Here is an 18,028-nt window from a genome sequence, read left to right on the forward strand (position 1 = left end):
GTTGTGCTTCAATCTTCAACTTGAAAAATATCTTCTACAGGCACTTTCAGGTAATGTGCCAGCCGGATTGCAATCTCAAGAGAGGGATTACGTTCTCCACGTTCGATGCGGCCTATAGTCTGGCTGCAGGAACCTATGGCTTCAGCCAAATCTGCTTGAATGAGATTTCGTTCTTCACGAATATCTTTTAGTGTATTATTGATTGCCATTCAATCACTTCCTTTGCTTATTGTTATCAGCAGGATCATGAACCTGCTGTTGAAATCTAATGGAATCCCGGAATTTCTGCACCTTTGCATTTTCCGATTACTTTTCCAAAAATCTTAAAAGAGTCAGATTCCAAAACTTGGATAGGACGATATTTTTGATTTAAAGAAATCAGATAAACACCATCTGGCTCATCGTGTAATTCCTTGATGTAAGTATTACCGTTGAGATAGAAGATTCCAATTTCACCATTAGCAAGAGAATCTTTTTTCTGAATCCATGCGACATCGCCTGTATGATAAAGTGGTTCCATACTGTCACCGGAGATCCGTACACCAAAGTCAGTCTGCTCAGGAGCAAGGTGTCCTACGTCATAAGTTTCTTTTACAGAATCTTCCAGGTAATTTCCAGTACCAGCAGAAACTGGTTCCCAGGTAATTTCTACAGGATGATGGAATGGGATAATCTTTGCAGACAGTGGAGAAAACTTTTTAGAAGCTTTCAAAATATCAGCAAATTCAATCAATTTATTTCTGCCTTCTTCATTCAATCCACTCATAATGTTATATGGATTTTCTCCAAAGAAAGATTCATATATATCTTCGATATCAAGTAACTGGCAAAGTGTCAGGAAAACATGTAAAGCTGGTTCTCGTGCATTGGTCTCCCATTTGGAGATTGCTTTTGTAGTGACCTGAATACCTTCCTGAGAAAGCAGGTCTACCAGATCTGATTGAGAGTATCCTTTCTTTTTTCTGTTTTCTGCTAATATTTCCCCGAAATCACGCATTTGTTCGCCTCATTTCTATTTGAATTTTCTATATGCATTATACCGTATGTTAGAAATAAAATCAATAATAATCTCCAAAATGGAGAAAACGCAACCAAGATGTTACTTGACTATCTCCGGAATGTCGATATATACTAAACATACAGAAATTGATAAGACATCATGTTGAAGGAAACAGCTGGGAGGTGAAAAGTTTGAGTGAGCGTGTGATCCTGCATAGTGATATGAACTGTTTTGTGTGACTTGAAAGTCACTACATTTATTGTCTTACCGTAAGGTGTAAGACCTGCTGTTCCGTCAGTTGAGTCTAATATCTACAAAGTAGCGGGTAACTGCTATGAGGAAACGAGATATGAAAAATCATCTTTACAGAGATGTAGAACTGATTCCGTGAGGATAAGAACAAGTAAGAGCAACACTGACTTGAGATGATGACTGGGATAGAATGGCTAAGATATCTGAATCACTGGTAAATGCCGTTATGCGCGAACAGGCCAAAGGTTGCTGGGCCTGGCCCAAAATGGGAATGCGGTTTGGTTGGGGGTTGAAACAGTCATCACACGGACTATAGAACCGTCGGCAGAAAGGTGGAGCCTAATCTACCAGCATAAATGTAGTGGAACAAGGTAAGCCCGTATATCTCCATAAAGATACGGAAAGTAACCCGTAAGGGAAACCGATAGATGTGCGGGTAAGGAGGACGGAGAAAGCGAATGCCTTCTTGTAATGAGAAGGATAGAGAATATACTCACCCGAAAGGGGGCAGACTTCCGTCTGGTCTTATGTTGCAAGAGAATTAGCAGAATTTCTGAAAGGAGAAATGCAAATGTACGAGAAATCGTGTGCATCTTCAAATCACATTAAGAGCTGGAAGGATATTGATTTTGGAACAGCTGAATATGAGGTTAAGAAACTGCAGATGCGTATTGCAAAGGCTGTAAAGGAGAACAGAGTAGGAAAAATCAAATCCTTACAATGGACTCTGACTCATTCGTTTTATGCAAAAGCAATTGCTGTAAAAAGAGTAACAGAAAACAAGGGTAAAAGAACACCTGGAGTAGATGGCGTGTGTTGGATAAGTAATGAGGACAAATTTAACGCCATATTCACACTTCAGAGAAGAGGATACCAACCTCAACCGCTCAGACGAATCTACATTCCAAAGAAAAATGGAAAAAAGAGACCACTGAGTATTCCTACAATGAAAGATAGGGCAATGCAAACATTACACAAAATGGCACTGGAACCAGTCACAGAAACTCTGGCAGACGGCACTTCATACGGATTCAGACCCAACAGATGTGTTCAAGACGCTATAGAGCAATGTTTTGTCGACTTGGCTCGAAAAACAGCACCAGAATGGGTGTTGGAAGGTGACATAAAAGGATGTTTCGATAACATAAATCATGAATGGATGCAAAAGAATATCCCTATGGACAAAGAAATTTTGCACAAATTTCTTAAAGCTGGATTTGTGGAAAAGGGAAAACTCAATGCTACTGACCAAGGAACACCACAGGGAGGTACTATTTCACCGACGCTGTGTAATTATGTATTGGACGGATTAGAAAGATTATTGAAGAATAAGTTCAAACGGTATTGGTCGAAAGGTAGACAGATAAATCCAAAAGTAAATCTGGTGCGCTATGCAGATGATTTCATTATTACAGGAGCATCAGAGGAACTATTAAGAAACGAGGTACTACCTTTAGTAAAAGAGTTCATGCATGAAAGAGGATTAGAATTATCGGATGAAAAGACAGTTATTACGAACATACACGATGGATTTGACTTTTTGGGTTGTAATATTCGTAAATATGGGGATAAATTACTTACCAAACCATCAAAACAGAATGTTAAATCAATTATGCGTAAAATTCGTGGAACAATTAAGAAGTTCCGAACGGGCAAGCAATCCGATCTGATCAAATGCCTGAATCCTATTATCAGAGGATGGGTGAACTTTCAGAAGTATAATGTATCTTCGGTTGCATTTAGATATGTGGACTGGCAGACATTCAAGGCGCTATGGAGATGGTGCCGACGTAGACATAAAAACAAACCAGCCGCATGGATAAGAGATAAATATTTCCACAGAATCGGAAACCGTAGCTGGACTTTCTCTGAAAAGCTGACGGAGGATAATTATCTCGCATTAGTATATGCAACCGACACAAACATTACCCGTTTTACACGTATTAAAGCGGAAGCGAATCCCTACGATGAAATTTGGATGGAATACTTCGCTGAACGCAAAAATAAATCCTACAGCAATTTCAAATTTGTATACGAATGATATACAACCGGCTTATTGTGGCAGCAATAGGCTTTATAAGGCTTGAGCCGTATGATGGGAAACTATCACGTACGGTTCTTAGGGGAGGGAAGGACAGTAATGCTCTTCTCTTACCCGACTATGCCAGTGTAGAAATGTTACATCATCCGGAATTTGCCGGAATGCCGCTGGCAGTCGGTGGCGATCCGGAAGCCAGACATGGGATTGTGCTGACAGCAAATTATATTGCAAAGCGAAAAGGTGTAAAGACCGGAATGGCATTATGGCAGGCAAAACAGGTTTGCCCGGAAATTATTTTTGTACCGCCACGGATGGATTTATATTTGCGATTTTCACAGATGGCAAGAGAAATCTATTCAGAGTATACAGACAAAATTGAGCCATATGGAATTGATGAAGCCTGGCTGGATGTATCGGACAGCAGAAATCTGAAAGGAAGCGGGATGACGATTGCAAGAGAAATCAGCCATCGGATTAAACACGAACTGGGTGTAACGGTAAGTATTGGGATTTCCTGGAATAAGATTTATGCGAAACTTGGTTCAGATTATAAAAAGCCGGATGCAATCACAGAGTTTAATCGAGAAAATTATAAAGACAGGATATGGCAGCTTCCAGCGTCAGATTTGCTTTATGTCGGAAGAAAGACAAATAAGAAATTGCAAAAACTTGGAATCCGGTCAATCGGGCAACTTGCGGAATCAGACGAAAAGTTGTTAGAGAGTCATTTTGGAAAAATAGGAAATGTATTATGGGCTTTTGCAAATGGCTGGGATGAAGATCCGGTTTGCAAGGAAGGATATGAAGCACCAGTAAAGTCGATAGGTAATAGCACTACAACACCGAGAGATCTGGAAAATGATCTGGATGTATGGATCATTCAAATAGCATTGGCAGAAAGTGTAGCTGCACGATTGCGGAAACATGGATTTAAATGCAAAACAGTAGAAATTACAGTTCGAGATAATGGATTGTATAGTTTTTCCAGACAGATACATTTACGACAGCCAACGAATATTACAAACGAGATTGTAACTGCAGCATTTCGGCTATTTAAAGATAATTACAAATGGGAACATTCTATTAGAAGCCTGGGAATCCGAGCTGCGGATCTTGTGTTAGATGATATTCCCGTGCAGTTGGATTTATTTGGAAATCAGGAGAAAAAGGAAAAGTTAGAGAAGCTGGATCGTACTGTAGATGAAATCAGACGACGGTTTGGATATTTCAGTATACAGCGAGCGGCAATGTATCAGGATAAAGTCTTATCCCACTTAGACGCTGGTACGCACACGGTCCATCCACACAGTTATTTTCATGGGTAATTGGAGGGATAGATTTGAAAAAAGCATTAACCAGAAAACAGGAAGAAAGTTATCAGTGTATTTTACGATATACCAATGAACATGGATATCCACCGACAATACGGGAATTTGGAAAATTGATCGGGGTGAAATCAACATCATCAGCATTTTCCAGAATCAAACAGTTGGAGTTAAATGGATATATCCGCAGAATCCCGGCATCGCCAAGAGCAATTGAGATTTTATAGAGAGGTGTCGGCATGAACAAAGTATATGTAGATGTAGTAGCAGAGTTTCGTAAAGACGGACAGCTGGTTCCCATATTTTTTACATGGGAGGATGGAAGAAAGTATAGCATTGACAGAATTTTGAAAATCGAGCGATGCGCCAGCAGAAAGGCAGGCGGTGTAGGAATGATGTACACCTGTATGATACAGGGGCAGGAAAGCCACTTGTTTTACGAAGTGGATAAATGGTTTATGGAGAGAAAAACAGCATAAGGAGAGATTGGTATAGACGATATTATTTGGATTATTAACCGGCAGGGATAGTCACTTTCCCTTTATATTCCTGCAGGTTTTACATAAGAAGAGGGATTCCGGTCAGCAAAGGCAGCTCCCACAATGCCTTTTGGATATCCGCTTCTGCAAGTTATAGTAAGTAATTGCTTCCCATCAAAATCATGGGGAAAGCGAACTGGTCTGAAAGACCGCCAGTTAGTGTGATGATGATAAGGAGATTTTGAAACTGATGACAGACAGAGATTATGCAATTAAATCAATGAAAGAAATTACCTTCCAGATGGCAAGTCATGCACAGGATTATCTGGAAGTTACAATCGAAAGACATTATACTGATATTAAAGAATTGATGACAAGCTATCAGAAATTGATTTTGGAAAATCAGATTGTGTTAGAAGAACTGGATATGGAATGCCAGGAGAAAATCAACGAAGATATGGCATATGCATTAAGTTATCTGAGCATTTATAACAACCAGCTGAATGTGCCAAAGATGCACCGGGAGATGAATAATCTGATGATTATTTATGGATTGTCGGACATGATCTATCGGGGAATGACTTTGGTGAAGTTCTATGCACCGAATGGCGTGATGCTCAGTGAAATCCTTCATTCCTGTTTTTGCAGTCATTATAATAAGACAGATGTGGAAGTACAGCAGGAGTTAGGAATAGGCAGGACTTCTTTTTATAAAATGAAGAAGCAGGCACTTGGGTATTTAGGATTTTATTTTTATGAGATCGTAGTACCGCAGGCAAAGGATAAAAGATTTAAACCGTCACTGGGCATTGAGGAAGAGTAGGTGAGTAATATGAGATACGAAGATTCGATGAAAGGTGTAGCTGATCAGATAATCAAAGAACAGCAACGAGCCAGTAAAATTAAAAACAATCCAGAAGAGTTCCGTTGGCATGACGAATATGCAACGTTGAATTTCTTTCGGTTTATCTGCAAAAATATCGGTAACTTGGGAAATGGAGAAATTGAAAAAATGGTCACACGCTTAAAGAGCATAGATCAGAAAGCAGTGGAAAACCATGTGAATGGTGCTGTTTGGGCATTTGATTATGATAAGATGTTCTGTGTATTGATGGAAAATGAAATTTGCCGAAAGGTGTGTGAAAAGAATAAATATAATAGTTGGACGAAGCTGATTGGACAGTATTGTATTTCAATGGCTTAAAGATAAAGAAAGTTGCTGGAGAGAAAAAATATTCTCCAGCAACTTTGTCTTTGCTGAATAAAGGTCAATTTTTCATTTAACTATTCTCACTATTATTTGATTCAGTGATTTTTTTCTTCTTTGGAGAAACCAGTTTGTGACCGGAATAAATGGACATGCCCATACAAAGCAATGAAGAATAGGCAAAGTATTTATGTGCAGTCATAGATTTTTTGATTCCAGAATAAATGCATCCCAACATACAGAAAAGTGCGCCTAAGGACCAGTATTTATGTGATTTCATGATTTGATACCTCCTTTGATTTAACTGATTCAATCATAACGCTTTTTTACGAAAATGCAAAGAAAATCTTGAAATATAGTTCTATAGAATTAGAACTTGGTTTTGCGATTCTGTATATTGAAGACATCCACAAGTATACTAAATCCAGAACGATTATTCGTTCCGGAGGAGGTGTTACGATGGATTTGAAAGCAGTAGGACAGCGAATCAAATCGGCACGAGAAGCAAAAAATCTCACACAAGAGGAACTGGCTGCATTAGTAAATTTAAGTCCGACGCATGTGAGTGTAATAGAGAGAGGCTTGAAAGTTACAAAATTGGATACCTTTGTTGCAATTGCAAATGCATTAGATGTTTCTGCAGATACTCTTTTAATTGATGTTGTGGCACATTCAGTTACAGGTGTTACCAATGAACTGACAGAAAAAATTGAAAAACTTCCAATCAAAGAGCAGAAAAAAATCATCAAAGTAATTTACACATTATTGGAAGAGTGATATGACAAACTGGGAAGAGCAAGTAGCTCTTCTTTTTTTGACCATTTATTCAGATTTAAGTTGTAAAGTGTCTTTTCATGATAATAGAAATATGCTAAATTGGTTCTATAGAACAAGTTGTGAATCCAGTTATATATCGGAGGAAAATGAATGAGAGAAAAAACTATTTATGAGAAGATTGCAGAAAAGTACAACACAACACCAGAAGAAGTACGCAGAGAAATGCAGATAGCCATAGATGCAGGATTTGATAATCCTGATCCGGCTGTGCAGGAAGAATGGAAGAAAATGACACTTAAAGGAGAAAGACCTACACCGGAAGAAGTAATCAATTACGCAGTAAAAAAACTAAAAGGAAAATAAAAATATGAAGAAAAAGATAATTGCATTGATTTCAGGAGCAGTGATCTTGATAATTGCTGCAGGAAGTATTTATGGGAAATCTGAATCTGGTCATAAGGAAGGCGAACCGGATGTAGTTGGAACATTTTCCGTAAATCGAGATGAAAATATTACCGTGGTTGCTAACCGGGGACATATCGAGGATAGAGAAGCTTTCGCAAGAGAACTTTTGCAGATGTACAAGGATGATTCTTTTTATTCGACAAAATTCTCCACAGACAGGGGATATGCGACAAGCCTTGATATGAACATCTATTTATGGAAAGAGGATATTGAAGACGGGAAATCGGTAATGACAGCCGAATATAGACCTTTAGAATATGGAAAGAACTATGATGTTGTCAATAATCCTGATAAATTTCAACTATATATAGATGGAAAAGAAGTAGAAGAATAACACGGTGAACTTTTTACACTGAAATATGTACGATTCTAATAATGAGATGAACTTATAGGAACGTATTGCGGATACTTTGTGAACTTTATCCTGATACAATGATTATGCTGATGAAAGAAGGCATAGATAACTGAATACAATAAAGAGACGAAAGCCTCAGTAGTTAAGAAAAAACTACTGGGGCTTTTTTCGTGCCTGAATTTCTCAGCCAATAACTGCGGGCGTATCCCGGCAGGATAAAGGCGGAATAGGCATGATCCTAAACAGAGGTCCGCCTTCTGGATTTGAAACGAGCAACAAGATTTCAAATTCAGGAGGAACGGATATGTATATTGAACACCCATATTTTTATGAAGGAAAGTATTACGCAAATATTGATGGAGAAATGATCGAGATTACAAAAGAAGTTGCGTATGCGATGAATAATTTTTACAGAAGCAGCAAGGCAAAAAAAGTTGAGATTAAGAATGAACTGGGTGAGGTTGTGGATAAGATGCTGAGAGAAGTACCTTATAGCGGTCAGTCCATTGATGGAGAAGGCTTCATGATTGAGGAGTTTCCAGATTTGAACTGTGATGTGGAGCACTGTGTACTGACAAAAATGGAACAGCAGGATATTCACAAAGTGATCAATCAACTGAACTCAGAGGAACGCATGATTATTTATGGTATTTTCTTTGAAAACAAGACACAGACACAGATGGCGGAGATTATGGGGATTTCCAGACAGATGCTGTCATACAAGCTGAAATCCACTCTTAATAAGATGCGTGAAATGTATATGAATAAATTTTTTTAAAAATTTTTTAAAATCTTTTGCATCTGCCAAAGTCATTTGACTTTAGTAATTAGAGGAAGTTAAAGGACTTCCTAAAATGAACCATGATAACTGAATATCCAATAATAACTGACGTGACATTTCATGCAGAGAGCACGAGGAAGATGCCGCTATAGGATTATAAGACAAAACCAAGATTTTTAGTTCAGTCTGTAATGCTGCGAAAAAGCACTGACCGAAGCCAGCTGGCAGGCTGGTGATGCGATGATATGTATGAGATGCGATACACTTGCAGATCCTGAGAAGTCTGTAACTGGTAAACCTATGAACTGCTGGAGCCTGGAAACGAGAGTTTTCGGGTTGTGGTCCGGAGTATGCATTCGGGCAGGTTATTATTCCCTTCCTGCATATGCGGGAGTAACGATTCGGGGTATCGAGGATAAATAGAATCGAGCGAGCACTGTTTAATAATCAAATTGGCTATAGAGGTTATGCGGCAGAGCTTTCCTTATGGGAAAGAAACTCTGCCGTATTCCTGTGGAGCCAATATAGCGCTATGGATGCTTTACAAATAAAAATAATAGATTGGAGAGAGGACAAATGACAATCCGCAGAGGAGATATTTTATGGGCAGATCTCGGTATGTTTCCTACAACATCTGTTCAGGGTGGTGTAAGACCGGTGATCGTAGTGAGCAATAATAAAGCTAATACATACAGTTCAGTCATAACGGTAGTTCCGCTGACATCAAGAATATATAAGAAACGGTATTTGCCAACACATGTATTTATCAGTAAATATGATATGACGGGAATCCGAAAAGGAAGTTTGGCACTGGCTGAACAGGTTATGAGCATTTCTACGAAATGTATTATTGAGAAATGCGGAAGAGTGAACAAGTGGAGCTTAGATCGGGTACTGAAAGCAGTACGGATTCAGATGGGAATGAACGAAAGAGGAAACTGATATTTCTGCTTTCGACAATTCAACAGAAAATGACGTCGTTAAATGTGGATAACACAAAAGAATGACAATTCAGGACGAGCGGTTCTGGTGATTTTTTAGAGACGATTGAATATGATTTATAAAGGGAGGGATTGCGATGGCATTAAAAATTGTAAGAAGATATGACGCAAATGGTAATGTGATCGAAGATAAAGATTTAGAAAGATTCAGATTGGATTCCCCAGTAGTTCGTCAGATATTATATCAGATGAATAAAGAGATGGGAGCAGTTGATAATATTAAAGTCGATGCATCTGAAAAAGAAATTTCATATAACTTACATTAAAACACAAAATAAGTTGAAATTATTTCTGAAGGATGGTATATTGTACTTGAGAGGAGGAAAGAGAGAGGTGAGAAACATAAGAATCGGAAAGAATACCTCAAATAATAAAAAAACAGGATTATATATCAGAGTTTCTACAAATGTTCAGTTTGAAGAAGGATATTCAGTAGGTGCTCAGACAGAGAAACTTGAAAAGTATTGTAATTATCAGGAAATTGATAATTATGATCTGTACATTGACGGTGGTTATTCGGGAAGTAATCTGAACCGACCGGAGATGAAACGTCTTATTAAAGAAATTCAAGAAGGTAAAGTTGAATCTGTTGTAGTTGTTAAACTTGACCGTTTGTCCAGAAGTCAGAAAGATACGATTTATCTTCTGGAAGATGTGTTTGAAGCAAATGGTGTTGGATTTATTTCTTTAAATGAGAACTTTGATACAACAACACCATATGGAAAAGCAATGGTAGGTATCTTATCTGTATTTGCTCAGTATGAACGTGAAAACATTCGTGAACGTACACAGATGGGAATTACAGAGAGAATCAAAACCGGAAAATGGAGAGGGACGAAACCACCATTTGGTTATGACTATAATAACGGTGATGACGTTCTTGTGCCAAATAAAGATGCAGAAACAGTCAGAAAGATTTTTGAATTATATAAGGAAGGCTATTCCACGTATGCACTGGCAAAGATGTTTGATTTAAAAGGAGACAAGCAAGTGTCCGATATGTTATCCAGAGTGACATACATTGGAAAGCTCAAATATAATAAGGAAATCGTTGATGGTCTTCACGAGCCGATAGTTGATAAAAAATTATTCGATGAAGTTCAGGAATTGCGAAAAACAAGAACAAGAGCAACTTCTCATAAATCACAGTATTTACTAACAGGCTTAATATATTGTGGATTATGTGGGGCAAAGATGCGTTATCAAAAATGGAGTGGCGGAAGAGTGATGATTTATTGTTATTCACTAGATCATAGCAAGCCGCACCTGGTTAAGAATCCTAATTGTCAGAATGGAAAGTTAGATGCAGCTGAAGTTGAAGAAGTTGTTGTTAATGATATGCTGAAATTATCAAAAGAGTATGAAATAATTGAGGGAAAATCAGAACAGCAAAATCAAAAGGGATTTGAAGCTATGAACCAGAGAAAAACAGTTCTTGAAGGAAAGCTGAAATCTTTGTATAATTTATATGCATCTGATACCAATAACAATGTCCTGTTGGAGACGATTGGTGAGATTAACAAGGAACTGGAAAATCTGAATACACAGATTGAACAGTACACCTTAAAGAACACAAGAGCTAAAGATATGGCAGCAAGAGCGAAAGCATTCAAAAGTGTTGCTGACAGCTGGGAGTTCATGTCTTTCAATGAAAGACAAAAGACTGTACGTGAATATATCAAGAAGATCAAAATATCGAATGATTATGTTGAAATTGAGTATAATGATCTTTTGACACGACAGTAAATTACATTTCTATAGTTAATACATCGCAAGGGGATACATCTTCTTGCGTGTAAAATTTCATATATCTTATTCAAGATAATTACCCTATTGGATAAAGGAAATTTCAAAATTTCCACTATAATACATTATCCCTATGATAACCGGAGAAATCAAGCGGTTTTTAAGAGATGACGGCATGGTAAAAGTCAGCCGGTCTTTAAAGGAAACTGCGGCTAAAGCCTACACGGTCCGGGAAGAACTTTTCCTCAAGGAGGGGAAAGAGCCCCGGATGGAAGAAATTGCCCGGGAACTTGGAATCACCAGAGAGGAGCTGGTACTGGCCATGGATTCTCAGGGACAGGTGGAATCTCTGCAGAAAACCATTTACCAAAGCGATGGAAATGAAATTTCGCTGGAGGACAAGCTGCCTTTGGAGGAAAACCAGCAGGAAATGGTGGTGAACCGTATGTTTTTAGAACAGGCCCTCGGAACTTTGGACCGCAAAGAGCGAGAATTGATTTACCTGCGCTTCTTTCAGGACAGAACCCAGAGCAGCATTGCGCAGCAGATGGGAATGTCTCAGGTACAGGTTTCCCGCATGGAGAAAAAAATTTTAAACAGACTGCGGGCAAATCTCTAGGCACAAAAAGGCATATTTTACGGAAAATCAGCCATACTAATCTCCAAAGCAAAAGCAAGGAGGCTGTCAGATGAGTGAAATTTTATATATACAGACAGAGAAAAATGTAGAAGTCTATCAGCCGGAGGTGTATCTGCAGGATGTGGCCAAGCTGGCCTGCGGGGATTCTAAAGTGTTAAACCGCAACAAAATCCGCAAAGTGTTTTCCATTCCCGATGAAAAGCCGGGGCGGTATGTGATTTCCGCGGCAGACCTGGTCTGCGCAGTGGCAAAAGCGGAACCAAACGTAGACGTGACTCATATTGGAGAAGCGGATTTTATTGTAACTTATGAGGGGGAAAATCAACCCAGAAAGTGGATAAGCTGGCTGAAAACAGTTCTGGTATGTGTATTGACCTTCTTTGGAGGCGCTTTTTCCATTATGACCTTTAATACAGATGTAAATATGTCTGGTTTGTTTTTTCAGCTTTACCGTCAGTTTACCGGGGAAATTTCCACGGGTCATACCATTTTGGAATTCTGCTATTCCGTGGGTATCGGTATTGGGGTAGTGTTCTTTTTCAACCACTTCGGACACAGAAAGCTGACCCAGGATCCAACCCCCATGGAGGTGCAGATGCGGGTATACGAAGATGATGTAAACCGTACCCTCATAGCGGTAAAAAACAGAGGAGGAAAACTGTGATGTGGCCCGGTGAAGCTGTGGCGGCAGCAGCGGCTTTCTGCGGCGGCGCTGTGGTAGCTACCGCGCTCGCCGCTTTTATTATTGAGCTGGGTATCATCCCCCGTTTTGCAGGAATCACCCATACAGCCAATCACATCCTTTTGTACGAAACCTGCCTTATGCTGGGCAGTTTTTTGGGAAATCTGGTATCCGTCTATGAGTTTTCGCTGCCTTTTGGTAAGATTTTTCTGGGAATTATGGCGCTGTGCTTTGGCATTTTTTTGGGAAGCTGGATTATTGCGCTGGGCGAAGTGGTCAATGTCTTTGCCATTATGTCCCGCCGCCTGGGTCTGAAAAAAGGAACGGCTCTCATTATCCTGTCCATAGCCCTGGGAAAGATTTTGGGAAGTCTTCTGCAGTTTTTTCTCTGGAAATAACCAGGGAAAACAAACTGGAATAAAAATCGAAAACCCGCACACACTAACTCAGAGTGGGAAAGCGTTCGTTTTCTAAGGACACAGTTCCTCTCTCAAAATACAAAAAGGAGGTATCCTCTCATGCCAACACCACAAAGTGAAGAGCAAAAGAGAAAAGCCAAGGAATACGAAGCATACGTAAAGAAAAAAACACCTACCCACAGCCTGCTTCTGAATATGGCAGGAGCCTTTATCATGGGTGGACTGATTTGTGTGGCAGGACAGGTGATTTTAAATATCTGCAAAAACATGGGGATGAACCAGGAAATAAGCGGTGCATGGACTTCGCTGCTTTTGGTACTGGCCAGTGTCCTGCTTACCGGATTCGGCATATATCCCAAGCTGGCAAAATGGGGTGGAGCCGGAACTTTAGTGCCCATTACCGGATTTGCAAATTCCGTAGCAGCTCCGGCTATTGAATACCAGAAGGAAGGACAGGTTTTTGGCATCGGCTGTAAAATTTTTACCATAGCCGGCCCGGTGATTCTCTATGGGATTTTAACCTCATTCTTTCTGGGACTGATTTATTACTTTCTGCATATGTGGGGGATTGTGTAATGGAACAGATGATAGGGAAACAAAGCATACAGTTTGAACGGGCCGTGCATATTTTAAGCGCAGCCTCTATTGTAGGAAAAAAAGAGGGGGACGGTCCTCTGGGGAAGTGTTTTGACCGGATAGGAGAAGCGGACGGACTTTTTGGCCGCAAATCCTGGGAGGAGGCAGAAAGCTTTCTTCAAAAAGAAGCGGTTTCCATGGCGATTGAAAAGGCGGGGATTGAGAAGTGGCAGCTGCGGATGATTTTTGCTGGAGATTTACTGGCGCAGACCATTGCCTCCTCTTTCGGTATTATGGGATTTCATACTCCGGTATACGGTCTGTATGGAGCATGCTCAACTATGGGAGAGGGACTTTCTCTGGCGTCCATGGCTGTGGCAGGAGGATATGGAGAATATGTGGCAGCAGTCACGTCCAGTCATTTTGCCAGTGCAGAGAAGGAATTCCGTTTTCCCCTGGGATACGGAAGCCAAAGACCTCTTTCTGCTACCTGGACGGTGACGGGAAGTGGGGCCTGCATTTTGGGAACAAAGGGCGGAAAGGCAAGGATTACGGGAATCACCACAGGAAAAATTGTGGACTTTGGTCTGAAGGATTCCATGAATATGGGAGCCTGTATGGCGCCTGCAGCCTGTGATTCCATTTATCAGAATCTCATGGATTTTAACCGGCTTCCAGAAGATTACGACCGGATTATCACCGGGGATTTGGGACAGGTGGGGCAGAGAATTCTGTTTGACTTGCTGAAAGAAAAAGGATTTGATATTGAGAAACAGCATATGGACTGCGGCATAGAAATTTTCGACGCGGATACCCAGGATACCCATGCCGGGGGCAGCGGCTGCGGCTGTGCAGCCGTTACTCTGGCCGGCTATATTCTGCCCAAGGTGGAAAAGGGGGAATGGAAGCGGGTGCTTTTTGTTCCTACGGGAGCGTTGCTCTCCAAGGTCAGCTACAACGAGGGAAAAAGCGTGCCGGGCATTGCCCAGGCTGTTGTGATAGAACATTGTTGAGGAGAAGAGAAGATGGATTATGTAAATGCATTCTGGGTAGGCGGGCTGATTTGCGCTCTGGTACAGATTCTTCTGGAAAAGACAAAGCTGCTGCCGGGAAGAATTATGGTGCTTCTGGTATGTGCCGGAGCAGTGCTTGGGAGTGTGGGGTTGTACGACAAGCTGATTTCTTTTGCAGGAGCCGGAGCCAGTGTTCCTTTGCTGGGTTTTGGCAATACTTTATTTAAAGGGGTGAAGAAGGCTGTGCTGGAACACGGTTTTCTGGGACTTTTCATGGGAGGATTTACCGCCAGTGCAGTGGGAATTTCTGCAGCTTTGATTTTCGGATACGTCGCAAGCATTCTCTTCCGTCCGAAGATGAAGAATTAAGGTAAAGACGGGAAGCGTAAAAAGTAAAATTGTACGAAGAGAAAATGAAAATACGGAGAAAAAAGTAAGTTAGCTAACTAGTTTTCTGAAATGGATAAAAAGATATGGTGGAAATGTATATTAAAACGAAAAAAAGAGGAAAAAACTAAACAAAGTTGACAGAAGCACTTTCGTGTGCTACAATAACAGCAATTTAGGAGTATCTGCGACGCAGCAGGTGCGAATGGATTAATCTAAGAGCGTTGGAGTGTCTTGGTTTTTCGTATTGATTGGATGCGAAGGGAAAACCAGGCACTTTTTTCGTTTCAGAAAGGAGGATTACATTGGGAGAGTTTGTTTTAAAGACCCGGATTTTCATGGGGAAAGACGGGCTGGACGAAATTCTGCAGGGTGTCAGCCGGGCGTTTATTGTAACGGACAGGTTTATGCATGAAAGCGGGAAAGTCAGTTATCTGACAGAACCGCTGGAAGCAAGGAAGATTGCATATCAGATATTTTCTGAAGTAAAGCCTGACCCGGACATTGCTACGGTTACCAAAGGCATTGGAAAAATGCTGGAATTTCAGCCCCAGGTTTTATTTGCACTGGGAGGCGGTTCGCCCATTGACGCGGCGAAAGCCATGAACTGGCTGTCCGTACAGGGCGGTCTGGACAAGAAGAGAATCTTCGTTGCCATTCCTACCACAAGCGGCACCGGTTCTGAGGTCAGCCGGTTCTCGGTTATCAGCGACCCGGAGCAGTCGGCGAAATATCCGCTGGTATCCGATGAACTGCTTCCTGACGCAGCGATTCTGGACGCTGAACTGGTACGTTCTGTTCCGCCGGCCGTTACGGCAGACACAGGAATTGACGTACTGACACACGCCGTGGAAGCCTTTGTATCCACAGGGGCCAATGATTTTACCGACGCTGCGGCTGAGAAAGCGATGAAGCTGGTCAGAAGCAATTTGATGAAGGTCTACAAAAATCCTGACGATTTGCAGGCAAGACAGGAGATGCACCACGCATCCTGCCTGGCGGGACTTGCATTCAGCAACGCGGGACTGGGACTGAATCATGGAATGGCCCATACCCTGGGCGCGCATTTCCATATTCCCCATGGACGGGCAAACGGTATTTTACTTCCCTATGTGATGGCATTTAACGCAGGCTGCCACGAGCAGCTGACGCCAGTGGCGGCGCGTTATGCCAGAATTGCCAGAGTGCTGAGGCTGGACGGACCGAGTATCCGCCAGAGTGCTTTCAGCGTTGTTCGTACCACAAAGCAGTATATGAAACAACTGCATATTCCTGACAGTATTGAAGCAGCGGGGGTTTCCAGGGAGGACTTTGACGCAGTGCTGGATGAGATGGTGGAAGCCGCTTATCAGGACGCCTGCACAAAGACGAATCCAAGAGCATGCTCAAAGGAAGATATTCGGGGCGTATTTTTAAGAGCCTATACGGGACGGCTGATTTAAGGGGAGGCAGACAGTCATGTATGAAGAAAAAAAAGAGAGAATTATACAGGAATTTGTTCCGGGCAAGCAGGTGACGCTGGCCCATGTGATTCCCCACCCTGTAGAAGCGCTGTATGGGAAAATGGGACTGATTGATGCAGAAGGCGCCATTGGGATTTTTACCATTACCCCCAGTGAAGCCGCCATCATCGCAGCAGATGTGGCAAGCAAGGCCGCAGACGTAAAAATCGGTTTTGTAGACCGTTTTAACGGATCCCTGATTATTACCGGAGACGTAGCAGGAGTGGAAGCCGCACTGCACGATGTCATGAGTGTGCTCTGTGATGCCATGGGATTTGCGCCTGCACCGATTACAAGGTCCTGACAGCAGGAAAAGGCAGGAGAGAAAGATGGATAGGAAACAAAAAAGGGTGATTCTCATCGGACGGTCCATGGCCGGGAAGACAACCCTGTGCCAGTACATAAACAATGAGGATTTGAAATACCATAAAACCCAGACCATTCAGGTGGTCAATGGAACTATGATTGATACACCCGGCGAATATCTGGAACGAACTTATTTAAGAGGCGCTCTTACCGTTACGGCCACAGATGCGGATTTGATTATTCTGGTTCAGCAGGCGGATGAGGAAGGCACCATGTTTCCTCCCGGATATTCCAGCACCTTTGCGAAACCCTGTATCGGAGTTGTGACAAAAAGTGACCTGGCAGGGGAAAAGCAGATAGAAGATGCAAAGAAATATTTGAGAAATGCAGGAGCAGGAAAGATTTTTGTTACCAGTAGCTATGCAGGAACCGGATTTGAAGAATTACTGGAGTTTTTATCCCCGGACAGCGGGGAATAAAGGGTACAAGGAAGGACAGGAGACATGCGAGTAATCATTGCAGACGATGAGCCGATTATCAGAATGGATTTAAAGGAAATTCTGGAAAAGGAAGGATATACAGTGGCAGGCGAGGCAGCAGACGGCTTTGATGTGGTGGAAATGTGCAGAAAGGAACAGCCGGATTTGGTTATCATGGACGTGAAGATGCCTCTTTTAGACGGGCTGACCGCCTCTAAGATTATTGCAGAGGAGAAACTGGCAGAAGCCGTAGTGCTTCTCACGGCCTACTGTGACCGGGAATTTGTCCAGGAAGCAAAGGAGGCCAATGTCAGCGCTTATTTTGTAAAGCCGGTAGATGAGAGAACTTTTTTGCCGGGGCTTGAGATTGCGGTAGAGAGGAATAGAACCATGAAGCGGCTGGAAAAGGAGTGTCAGAGCGTAACCAGGCGGCTGGAAAGCCGAACCCTGGTGGAGCAGGCAAAAGGAGTCATTATGAGTAAAAATGGACTTTCTGAACAGCAGGCTTATGACTACATACGCAACATCAGCCGGGAAAAGAATATTTCCATGAAAAAAGTTGCAGAGATTATTTTGATACGCAGAGGAAAATAGG

At 41.6% G+C, this 18,028-nt stretch carries 26 protein-coding genes; 23 read left to right on the forward strand and 3 right to left on the reverse strand.

Features of this window, described 5'->3' with window-relative positions; translation table 11 throughout:
* Window positions 1-8: 8 nt before the first annotated feature.
* Together WKT17_RS02330 and WKT17_RS02335 are read right to left on the reverse strand one after the other, a co-directional pair.
* Window positions 9-209 carry a helix-turn-helix transcriptional regulator gene (locus WKT17_RS02330; protein WP_005344265.1) on the reverse strand — a complete coding sequence of 67 codons (201 nt, stop codon included), beginning with the start codon at window positions 207-209 and terminating at the stop codon, window positions 9-11.
* A gap of 56 nt (window positions 210-265) precedes the next feature.
* Window positions 266-997, reverse strand: coding sequence for a helix-turn-helix domain-containing protein (locus WKT17_RS02335; RefSeq protein ID WP_008688138.1), 732 nt, complete (start codon window positions 995-997; stop codon window positions 266-268).
* Between the two features lie 826 nt (window positions 998-1,823).
* On the opposite strand from WKT17_RS02335, the gene ltrA reads away from it, so the two are divergent.
* The 6 genes from ltrA (at window position 1,824) to WKT17_RS02365 (ending at window position 6,301) form a co-directional block, all read left to right on the forward strand.
* Entirely contained in the window at window positions 1,824-3,293 is a 1,470-nt protein-coding gene (gene ltrA, locus WKT17_RS02340) for a group II intron reverse transcriptase/maturase (protein WP_117579884.1), read from the forward strand.
* Between the two features lie 17 nt (window positions 3,294-3,310).
* Window positions 3,311-4,618 carry a Y-family DNA polymerase gene (locus WKT17_RS02345; RefSeq protein ID WP_340271826.1) on the forward strand — a complete coding sequence of 436 codons (1,308 nt, stop codon included), beginning with the start codon at window positions 3,311-3,313 and terminating at the stop codon, window positions 4,616-4,618.
* A 14-nt stretch (window positions 4,619-4,632) separates the two neighbouring features.
* Window positions 4,633-4,845 carry a DNA-binding protein gene (locus tag WKT17_RS02350; protein WP_024720752.1) on the forward strand — a complete coding sequence of 71 codons (213 nt, stop codon included), beginning with the start codon at window positions 4,633-4,635 and terminating at the stop codon, window positions 4,843-4,845.
* A 12-nt stretch (window positions 4,846-4,857) separates the two neighbouring features.
* Entirely contained in the window at window positions 4,858-5,097 is a 240-nt protein-coding gene (locus WKT17_RS02355) for a hypothetical protein (RefSeq protein WP_005344271.1), read from the forward strand.
* Between the two features lie 250 nt (window positions 5,098-5,347).
* Window positions 5,348-5,920 carry a hypothetical protein gene (locus WKT17_RS02360; RefSeq protein ID WP_291683196.1) on the forward strand — a complete coding sequence of 191 codons (573 nt, stop codon included), beginning with the start codon at window positions 5,348-5,350 and terminating at the stop codon, window positions 5,918-5,920.
* A gap of 9 nt (window positions 5,921-5,929) precedes the next feature.
* Window positions 5,930-6,301, forward strand: coding sequence for a hypothetical protein (locus WKT17_RS02365; RefSeq protein ID WP_291683195.1), 372 nt, complete (start codon window positions 5,930-5,932; stop codon window positions 6,299-6,301).
* 76 nt (window positions 6,302-6,377) lie between these two features.
* On the opposite strand, the gene WKT17_RS02370 is transcribed toward WKT17_RS02365, so the two are convergent.
* Complete coding sequence (locus WKT17_RS02370; protein ID WP_008688150.1) at window positions 6,378-6,584, reverse strand: DUF6219 family protein; 207 nt, start codon at window positions 6,582-6,584, stop codon at window positions 6,378-6,380.
* A 179-nt stretch (window positions 6,585-6,763) separates the two neighbouring features.
* Between WKT17_RS02370 and WKT17_RS02375 the strand changes: the two genes are divergently transcribed.
* From WKT17_RS02375 to WKT17_RS02455, 17 genes are all read left to right on the forward strand, one after another.
* A complete protein-coding gene (locus WKT17_RS02375; RefSeq protein ID WP_291683194.1) occupies window positions 6,764-7,081 on the forward strand; it encodes a helix-turn-helix domain-containing protein in 318 nt (105 codons plus the stop codon).
* Window positions 7,082-7,231: 150 nt separating this feature from the next.
* A complete protein-coding gene (locus WKT17_RS02380; protein WP_024720749.1) occupies window positions 7,232-7,444 on the forward strand; it encodes a sporulation initiation factor Spo0A C-terminal domain-containing protein in 213 nt (70 codons plus the stop codon).
* Between the two features lie 4 nt (window positions 7,445-7,448).
* Window positions 7,449-7,880 (forward strand): hypothetical protein, encoded by a 432-nt coding sequence (locus WKT17_RS02385; protein WP_117502278.1) that lies wholly within the window; start codon window positions 7,449-7,451, stop codon window positions 7,878-7,880.
* A gap of 325 nt (window positions 7,881-8,205) precedes the next feature.
* The gene (locus WKT17_RS02390) at window positions 8,206-8,679 is read left to right on the forward strand and encodes a sigma factor-like helix-turn-helix DNA-binding protein (RefSeq protein WP_291683193.1); all 474 of its coding nucleotides are present in this window, start codon (window positions 8,206-8,208) and stop codon (window positions 8,677-8,679) included.
* Between the two features lie 579 nt (window positions 8,680-9,258).
* A complete protein-coding gene (locus WKT17_RS02395) occupies window positions 9,259-9,624 on the forward strand; it encodes a type II toxin-antitoxin system PemK/MazF family toxin (protein WP_118576031.1) in 366 nt (121 codons plus the stop codon).
* 136 nt (window positions 9,625-9,760) lie between these two features.
* Window positions 9,761-9,949: a hypothetical protein gene (locus WKT17_RS02400; protein WP_118576033.1), complete on the forward strand. Its 189-nt coding sequence runs from the start codon at window positions 9,761-9,763 to the stop codon at window positions 9,947-9,949.
* A 67-nt stretch (window positions 9,950-10,016) separates the two neighbouring features.
* Window positions 10,017-11,429, forward strand: a complete 1,413-nt coding sequence (locus WKT17_RS02405) for a recombinase family protein (RefSeq protein WP_291683192.1) — start codon at window positions 10,017-10,019, stop codon at window positions 11,427-11,429.
* Window positions 11,430-11,562: 133 nt separating this feature from the next.
* Window positions 11,563-12,048 carry a sigma-70 family RNA polymerase sigma factor gene (locus WKT17_RS02410; protein ID WP_291683191.1) on the forward strand — a complete coding sequence of 162 codons (486 nt, stop codon included), beginning with the start codon at window positions 11,563-11,565 and terminating at the stop codon, window positions 12,046-12,048.
* 70 nt (window positions 12,049-12,118) lie between these two features.
* The gene (locus tag WKT17_RS02415; protein WP_173748210.1) at window positions 12,119-12,733 is read left to right on the forward strand and encodes a stage V sporulation protein AA; all 615 of its coding nucleotides are present in this window, start codon (window positions 12,119-12,121) and stop codon (window positions 12,731-12,733) included.
* Entirely contained in the window at window positions 12,733-13,149 is a 417-nt protein-coding gene (locus WKT17_RS02420; protein WP_173748212.1) for a stage V sporulation protein AB, read from the forward strand. Before WKT17_RS02415 ends, WKT17_RS02420 begins: the two co-directional genes overlap by 1 nt.
* A 120-nt stretch (window positions 13,150-13,269) precedes the next feature.
* A complete protein-coding gene (locus WKT17_RS02425) occupies window positions 13,270-13,746 on the forward strand; it encodes a SpoVA/SpoVAEb family sporulation membrane protein (RefSeq protein ID WP_173748214.1) in 477 nt (158 codons plus the stop codon).
* On the forward strand, window positions 13,746-14,759 hold the full coding sequence (locus tag WKT17_RS02430; RefSeq protein WP_294460625.1) for a stage V sporulation protein AD: 1,014 nt from the start codon (window positions 13,746-13,748) through the stop codon (window positions 14,757-14,759). Before WKT17_RS02425 ends, WKT17_RS02430 begins: the two co-directional genes overlap by 1 nt.
* 12 nt (window positions 14,760-14,771) lie before the next feature.
* Complete coding sequence (locus tag WKT17_RS02435; RefSeq protein ID WP_173748218.1) at window positions 14,772-15,128, forward strand: SpoVA/SpoVAEb family sporulation membrane protein; 357 nt, start codon at window positions 14,772-14,774, stop codon at window positions 15,126-15,128.
* Window positions 15,129-15,451: 323 nt separating this feature from the next.
* Complete coding sequence (locus tag WKT17_RS02440; protein WP_226853499.1) at window positions 15,452-16,588, forward strand: 1-propanol dehydrogenase PduQ; 1,137 nt, start codon at window positions 15,452-15,454, stop codon at window positions 16,586-16,588.
* 16 nt (window positions 16,589-16,604) lie between these two features.
* Window positions 16,605-16,952: an ethanolamine utilization microcompartment protein EutS gene (eutS, locus tag WKT17_RS02445; RefSeq protein ID WP_173748220.1), complete on the forward strand. Its 348-nt coding sequence runs from the start codon at window positions 16,605-16,607 to the stop codon at window positions 16,950-16,952.
* Window positions 16,953-16,977: 25 nt separating this feature from the next.
* Complete coding sequence (locus tag WKT17_RS02450) at window positions 16,978-17,433, forward strand: EutP/PduV family microcompartment system protein (protein ID WP_173748222.1); 456 nt, start codon at window positions 16,978-16,980, stop codon at window positions 17,431-17,433.
* A gap of 24 nt (window positions 17,434-17,457) precedes the next feature.
* A complete protein-coding gene (locus tag WKT17_RS02455; protein WP_173748224.1) occupies window positions 17,458-18,027 on the forward strand; it encodes an ANTAR domain-containing response regulator in 570 nt (189 codons plus the stop codon).
* The last annotated feature ends 1 nt before the right edge of the window (window position 18,028 follow it).

Origin of the sequence: Blautia sp. HCN-20427 (assembly GCF_037890365.1) — a bacterium.
Lineage (GTDB): Bacteria > Bacillota > Clostridia > Lachnospirales > Lachnospiraceae > Blautia.

What these genes read in the sequence shown, in the direction of transcription:
- WKT17_RS02450 (WP_173748222.1), top strand. Translation starts at nt 16,978, where the DNA reads ATGGATAGGAAACAAAAAAGGGTGATTCTCATCGGACGGTCCATGGCC.
- WKT17_RS02330 (WP_005344265.1), bottom strand. Translation starts at nt 209, where the DNA reads ATGGCAATCAATAATACACTAAAAGATATTCGTGAAGAACGAAATCTC.
- WKT17_RS02355 (WP_005344271.1), top strand. Translation starts at nt 4,858, where the DNA reads ATGAACAAAGTATATGTAGATGTAGTAGCAGAGTTTCGTAAAGACGGA.
- WKT17_RS02430 (WP_294460625.1), top strand. Translation starts at nt 13,746, where the DNA reads ATGGAACAGATGATAGGGAAACAAAGCATACAGTTTGAACGGGCCGTG.
- WKT17_RS02395 (WP_118576031.1), top strand. Translation starts at nt 9,259, where the DNA reads ATGACAATCCGCAGAGGAGATATTTTATGGGCAGATCTCGGTATGTTT.
- WKT17_RS02425 (WP_173748214.1), top strand. Translation starts at nt 13,270, where the DNA reads ATGCCAACACCACAAAGTGAAGAGCAAAAGAGAAAAGCCAAGGAATAC.
- eutS (WP_173748220.1), top strand. Translation starts at nt 16,605, where the DNA reads ATGTATGAAGAAAAAAAAGAGAGAATTATACAGGAATTTGTTCCGGGC.
- WKT17_RS02380 (WP_024720749.1), top strand. Translation starts at nt 7,232, where the DNA reads ATGAGAGAAAAAACTATTTATGAGAAGATTGCAGAAAAGTACAACACA.
- WKT17_RS02370 (WP_008688150.1), bottom strand. Translation starts at nt 6,584, where the DNA reads ATGAAATCACATAAATACTGGTCCTTAGGCGCACTTTTCTGTATGTTG.
- WKT17_RS02365 (WP_291683195.1), top strand. Translation starts at nt 5,930, where the DNA reads ATGAGATACGAAGATTCGATGAAAGGTGTAGCTGATCAGATAATCAAA.
- WKT17_RS02400 (WP_118576033.1), top strand. Translation starts at nt 9,761, where the DNA reads ATGGCATTAAAAATTGTAAGAAGATATGACGCAAATGGTAATGTGATC.
- WKT17_RS02435 (WP_173748218.1), top strand. Translation starts at nt 14,772, where the DNA reads ATGGATTATGTAAATGCATTCTGGGTAGGCGGGCTGATTTGCGCTCTG.
- WKT17_RS02420 (WP_173748212.1), top strand. Translation starts at nt 12,733, where the DNA reads ATGTGGCCCGGTGAAGCTGTGGCGGCAGCAGCGGCTTTCTGCGGCGGC.
- WKT17_RS02390 (WP_291683193.1), top strand. Translation starts at nt 8,206, where the DNA reads ATGTATATTGAACACCCATATTTTTATGAAGGAAAGTATTACGCAAAT.
- WKT17_RS02415 (WP_173748210.1), top strand. Translation starts at nt 12,119, where the DNA reads ATGAGTGAAATTTTATATATACAGACAGAGAAAAATGTAGAAGTCTAT.
- WKT17_RS02375 (WP_291683194.1), top strand. Translation starts at nt 6,764, where the DNA reads ATGGATTTGAAAGCAGTAGGACAGCGAATCAAATCGGCACGAGAAGCA.
- WKT17_RS02455 (WP_173748224.1), top strand. Translation starts at nt 17,458, where the DNA reads ATGCGAGTAATCATTGCAGACGATGAGCCGATTATCAGAATGGATTTA.
- WKT17_RS02335 (WP_008688138.1), bottom strand. Translation starts at nt 997, where the DNA reads ATGCGTGATTTCGGGGAAATATTAGCAGAAAACAGAAAAAAGAAAGGA.
- ltrA (WP_117579884.1), top strand. Translation starts at nt 1,824, where the DNA reads ATGTACGAGAAATCGTGTGCATCTTCAAATCACATTAAGAGCTGGAAG.
- WKT17_RS02360 (WP_291683196.1), top strand. Translation starts at nt 5,348, where the DNA reads ATGACAGACAGAGATTATGCAATTAAATCAATGAAAGAAATTACCTTC.
- WKT17_RS02410 (WP_291683191.1), top strand. Translation starts at nt 11,563, where the DNA reads ATGATAACCGGAGAAATCAAGCGGTTTTTAAGAGATGACGGCATGGTA.
- WKT17_RS02385 (WP_117502278.1), top strand. Translation starts at nt 7,449, where the DNA reads ATGAAGAAAAAGATAATTGCATTGATTTCAGGAGCAGTGATCTTGATA.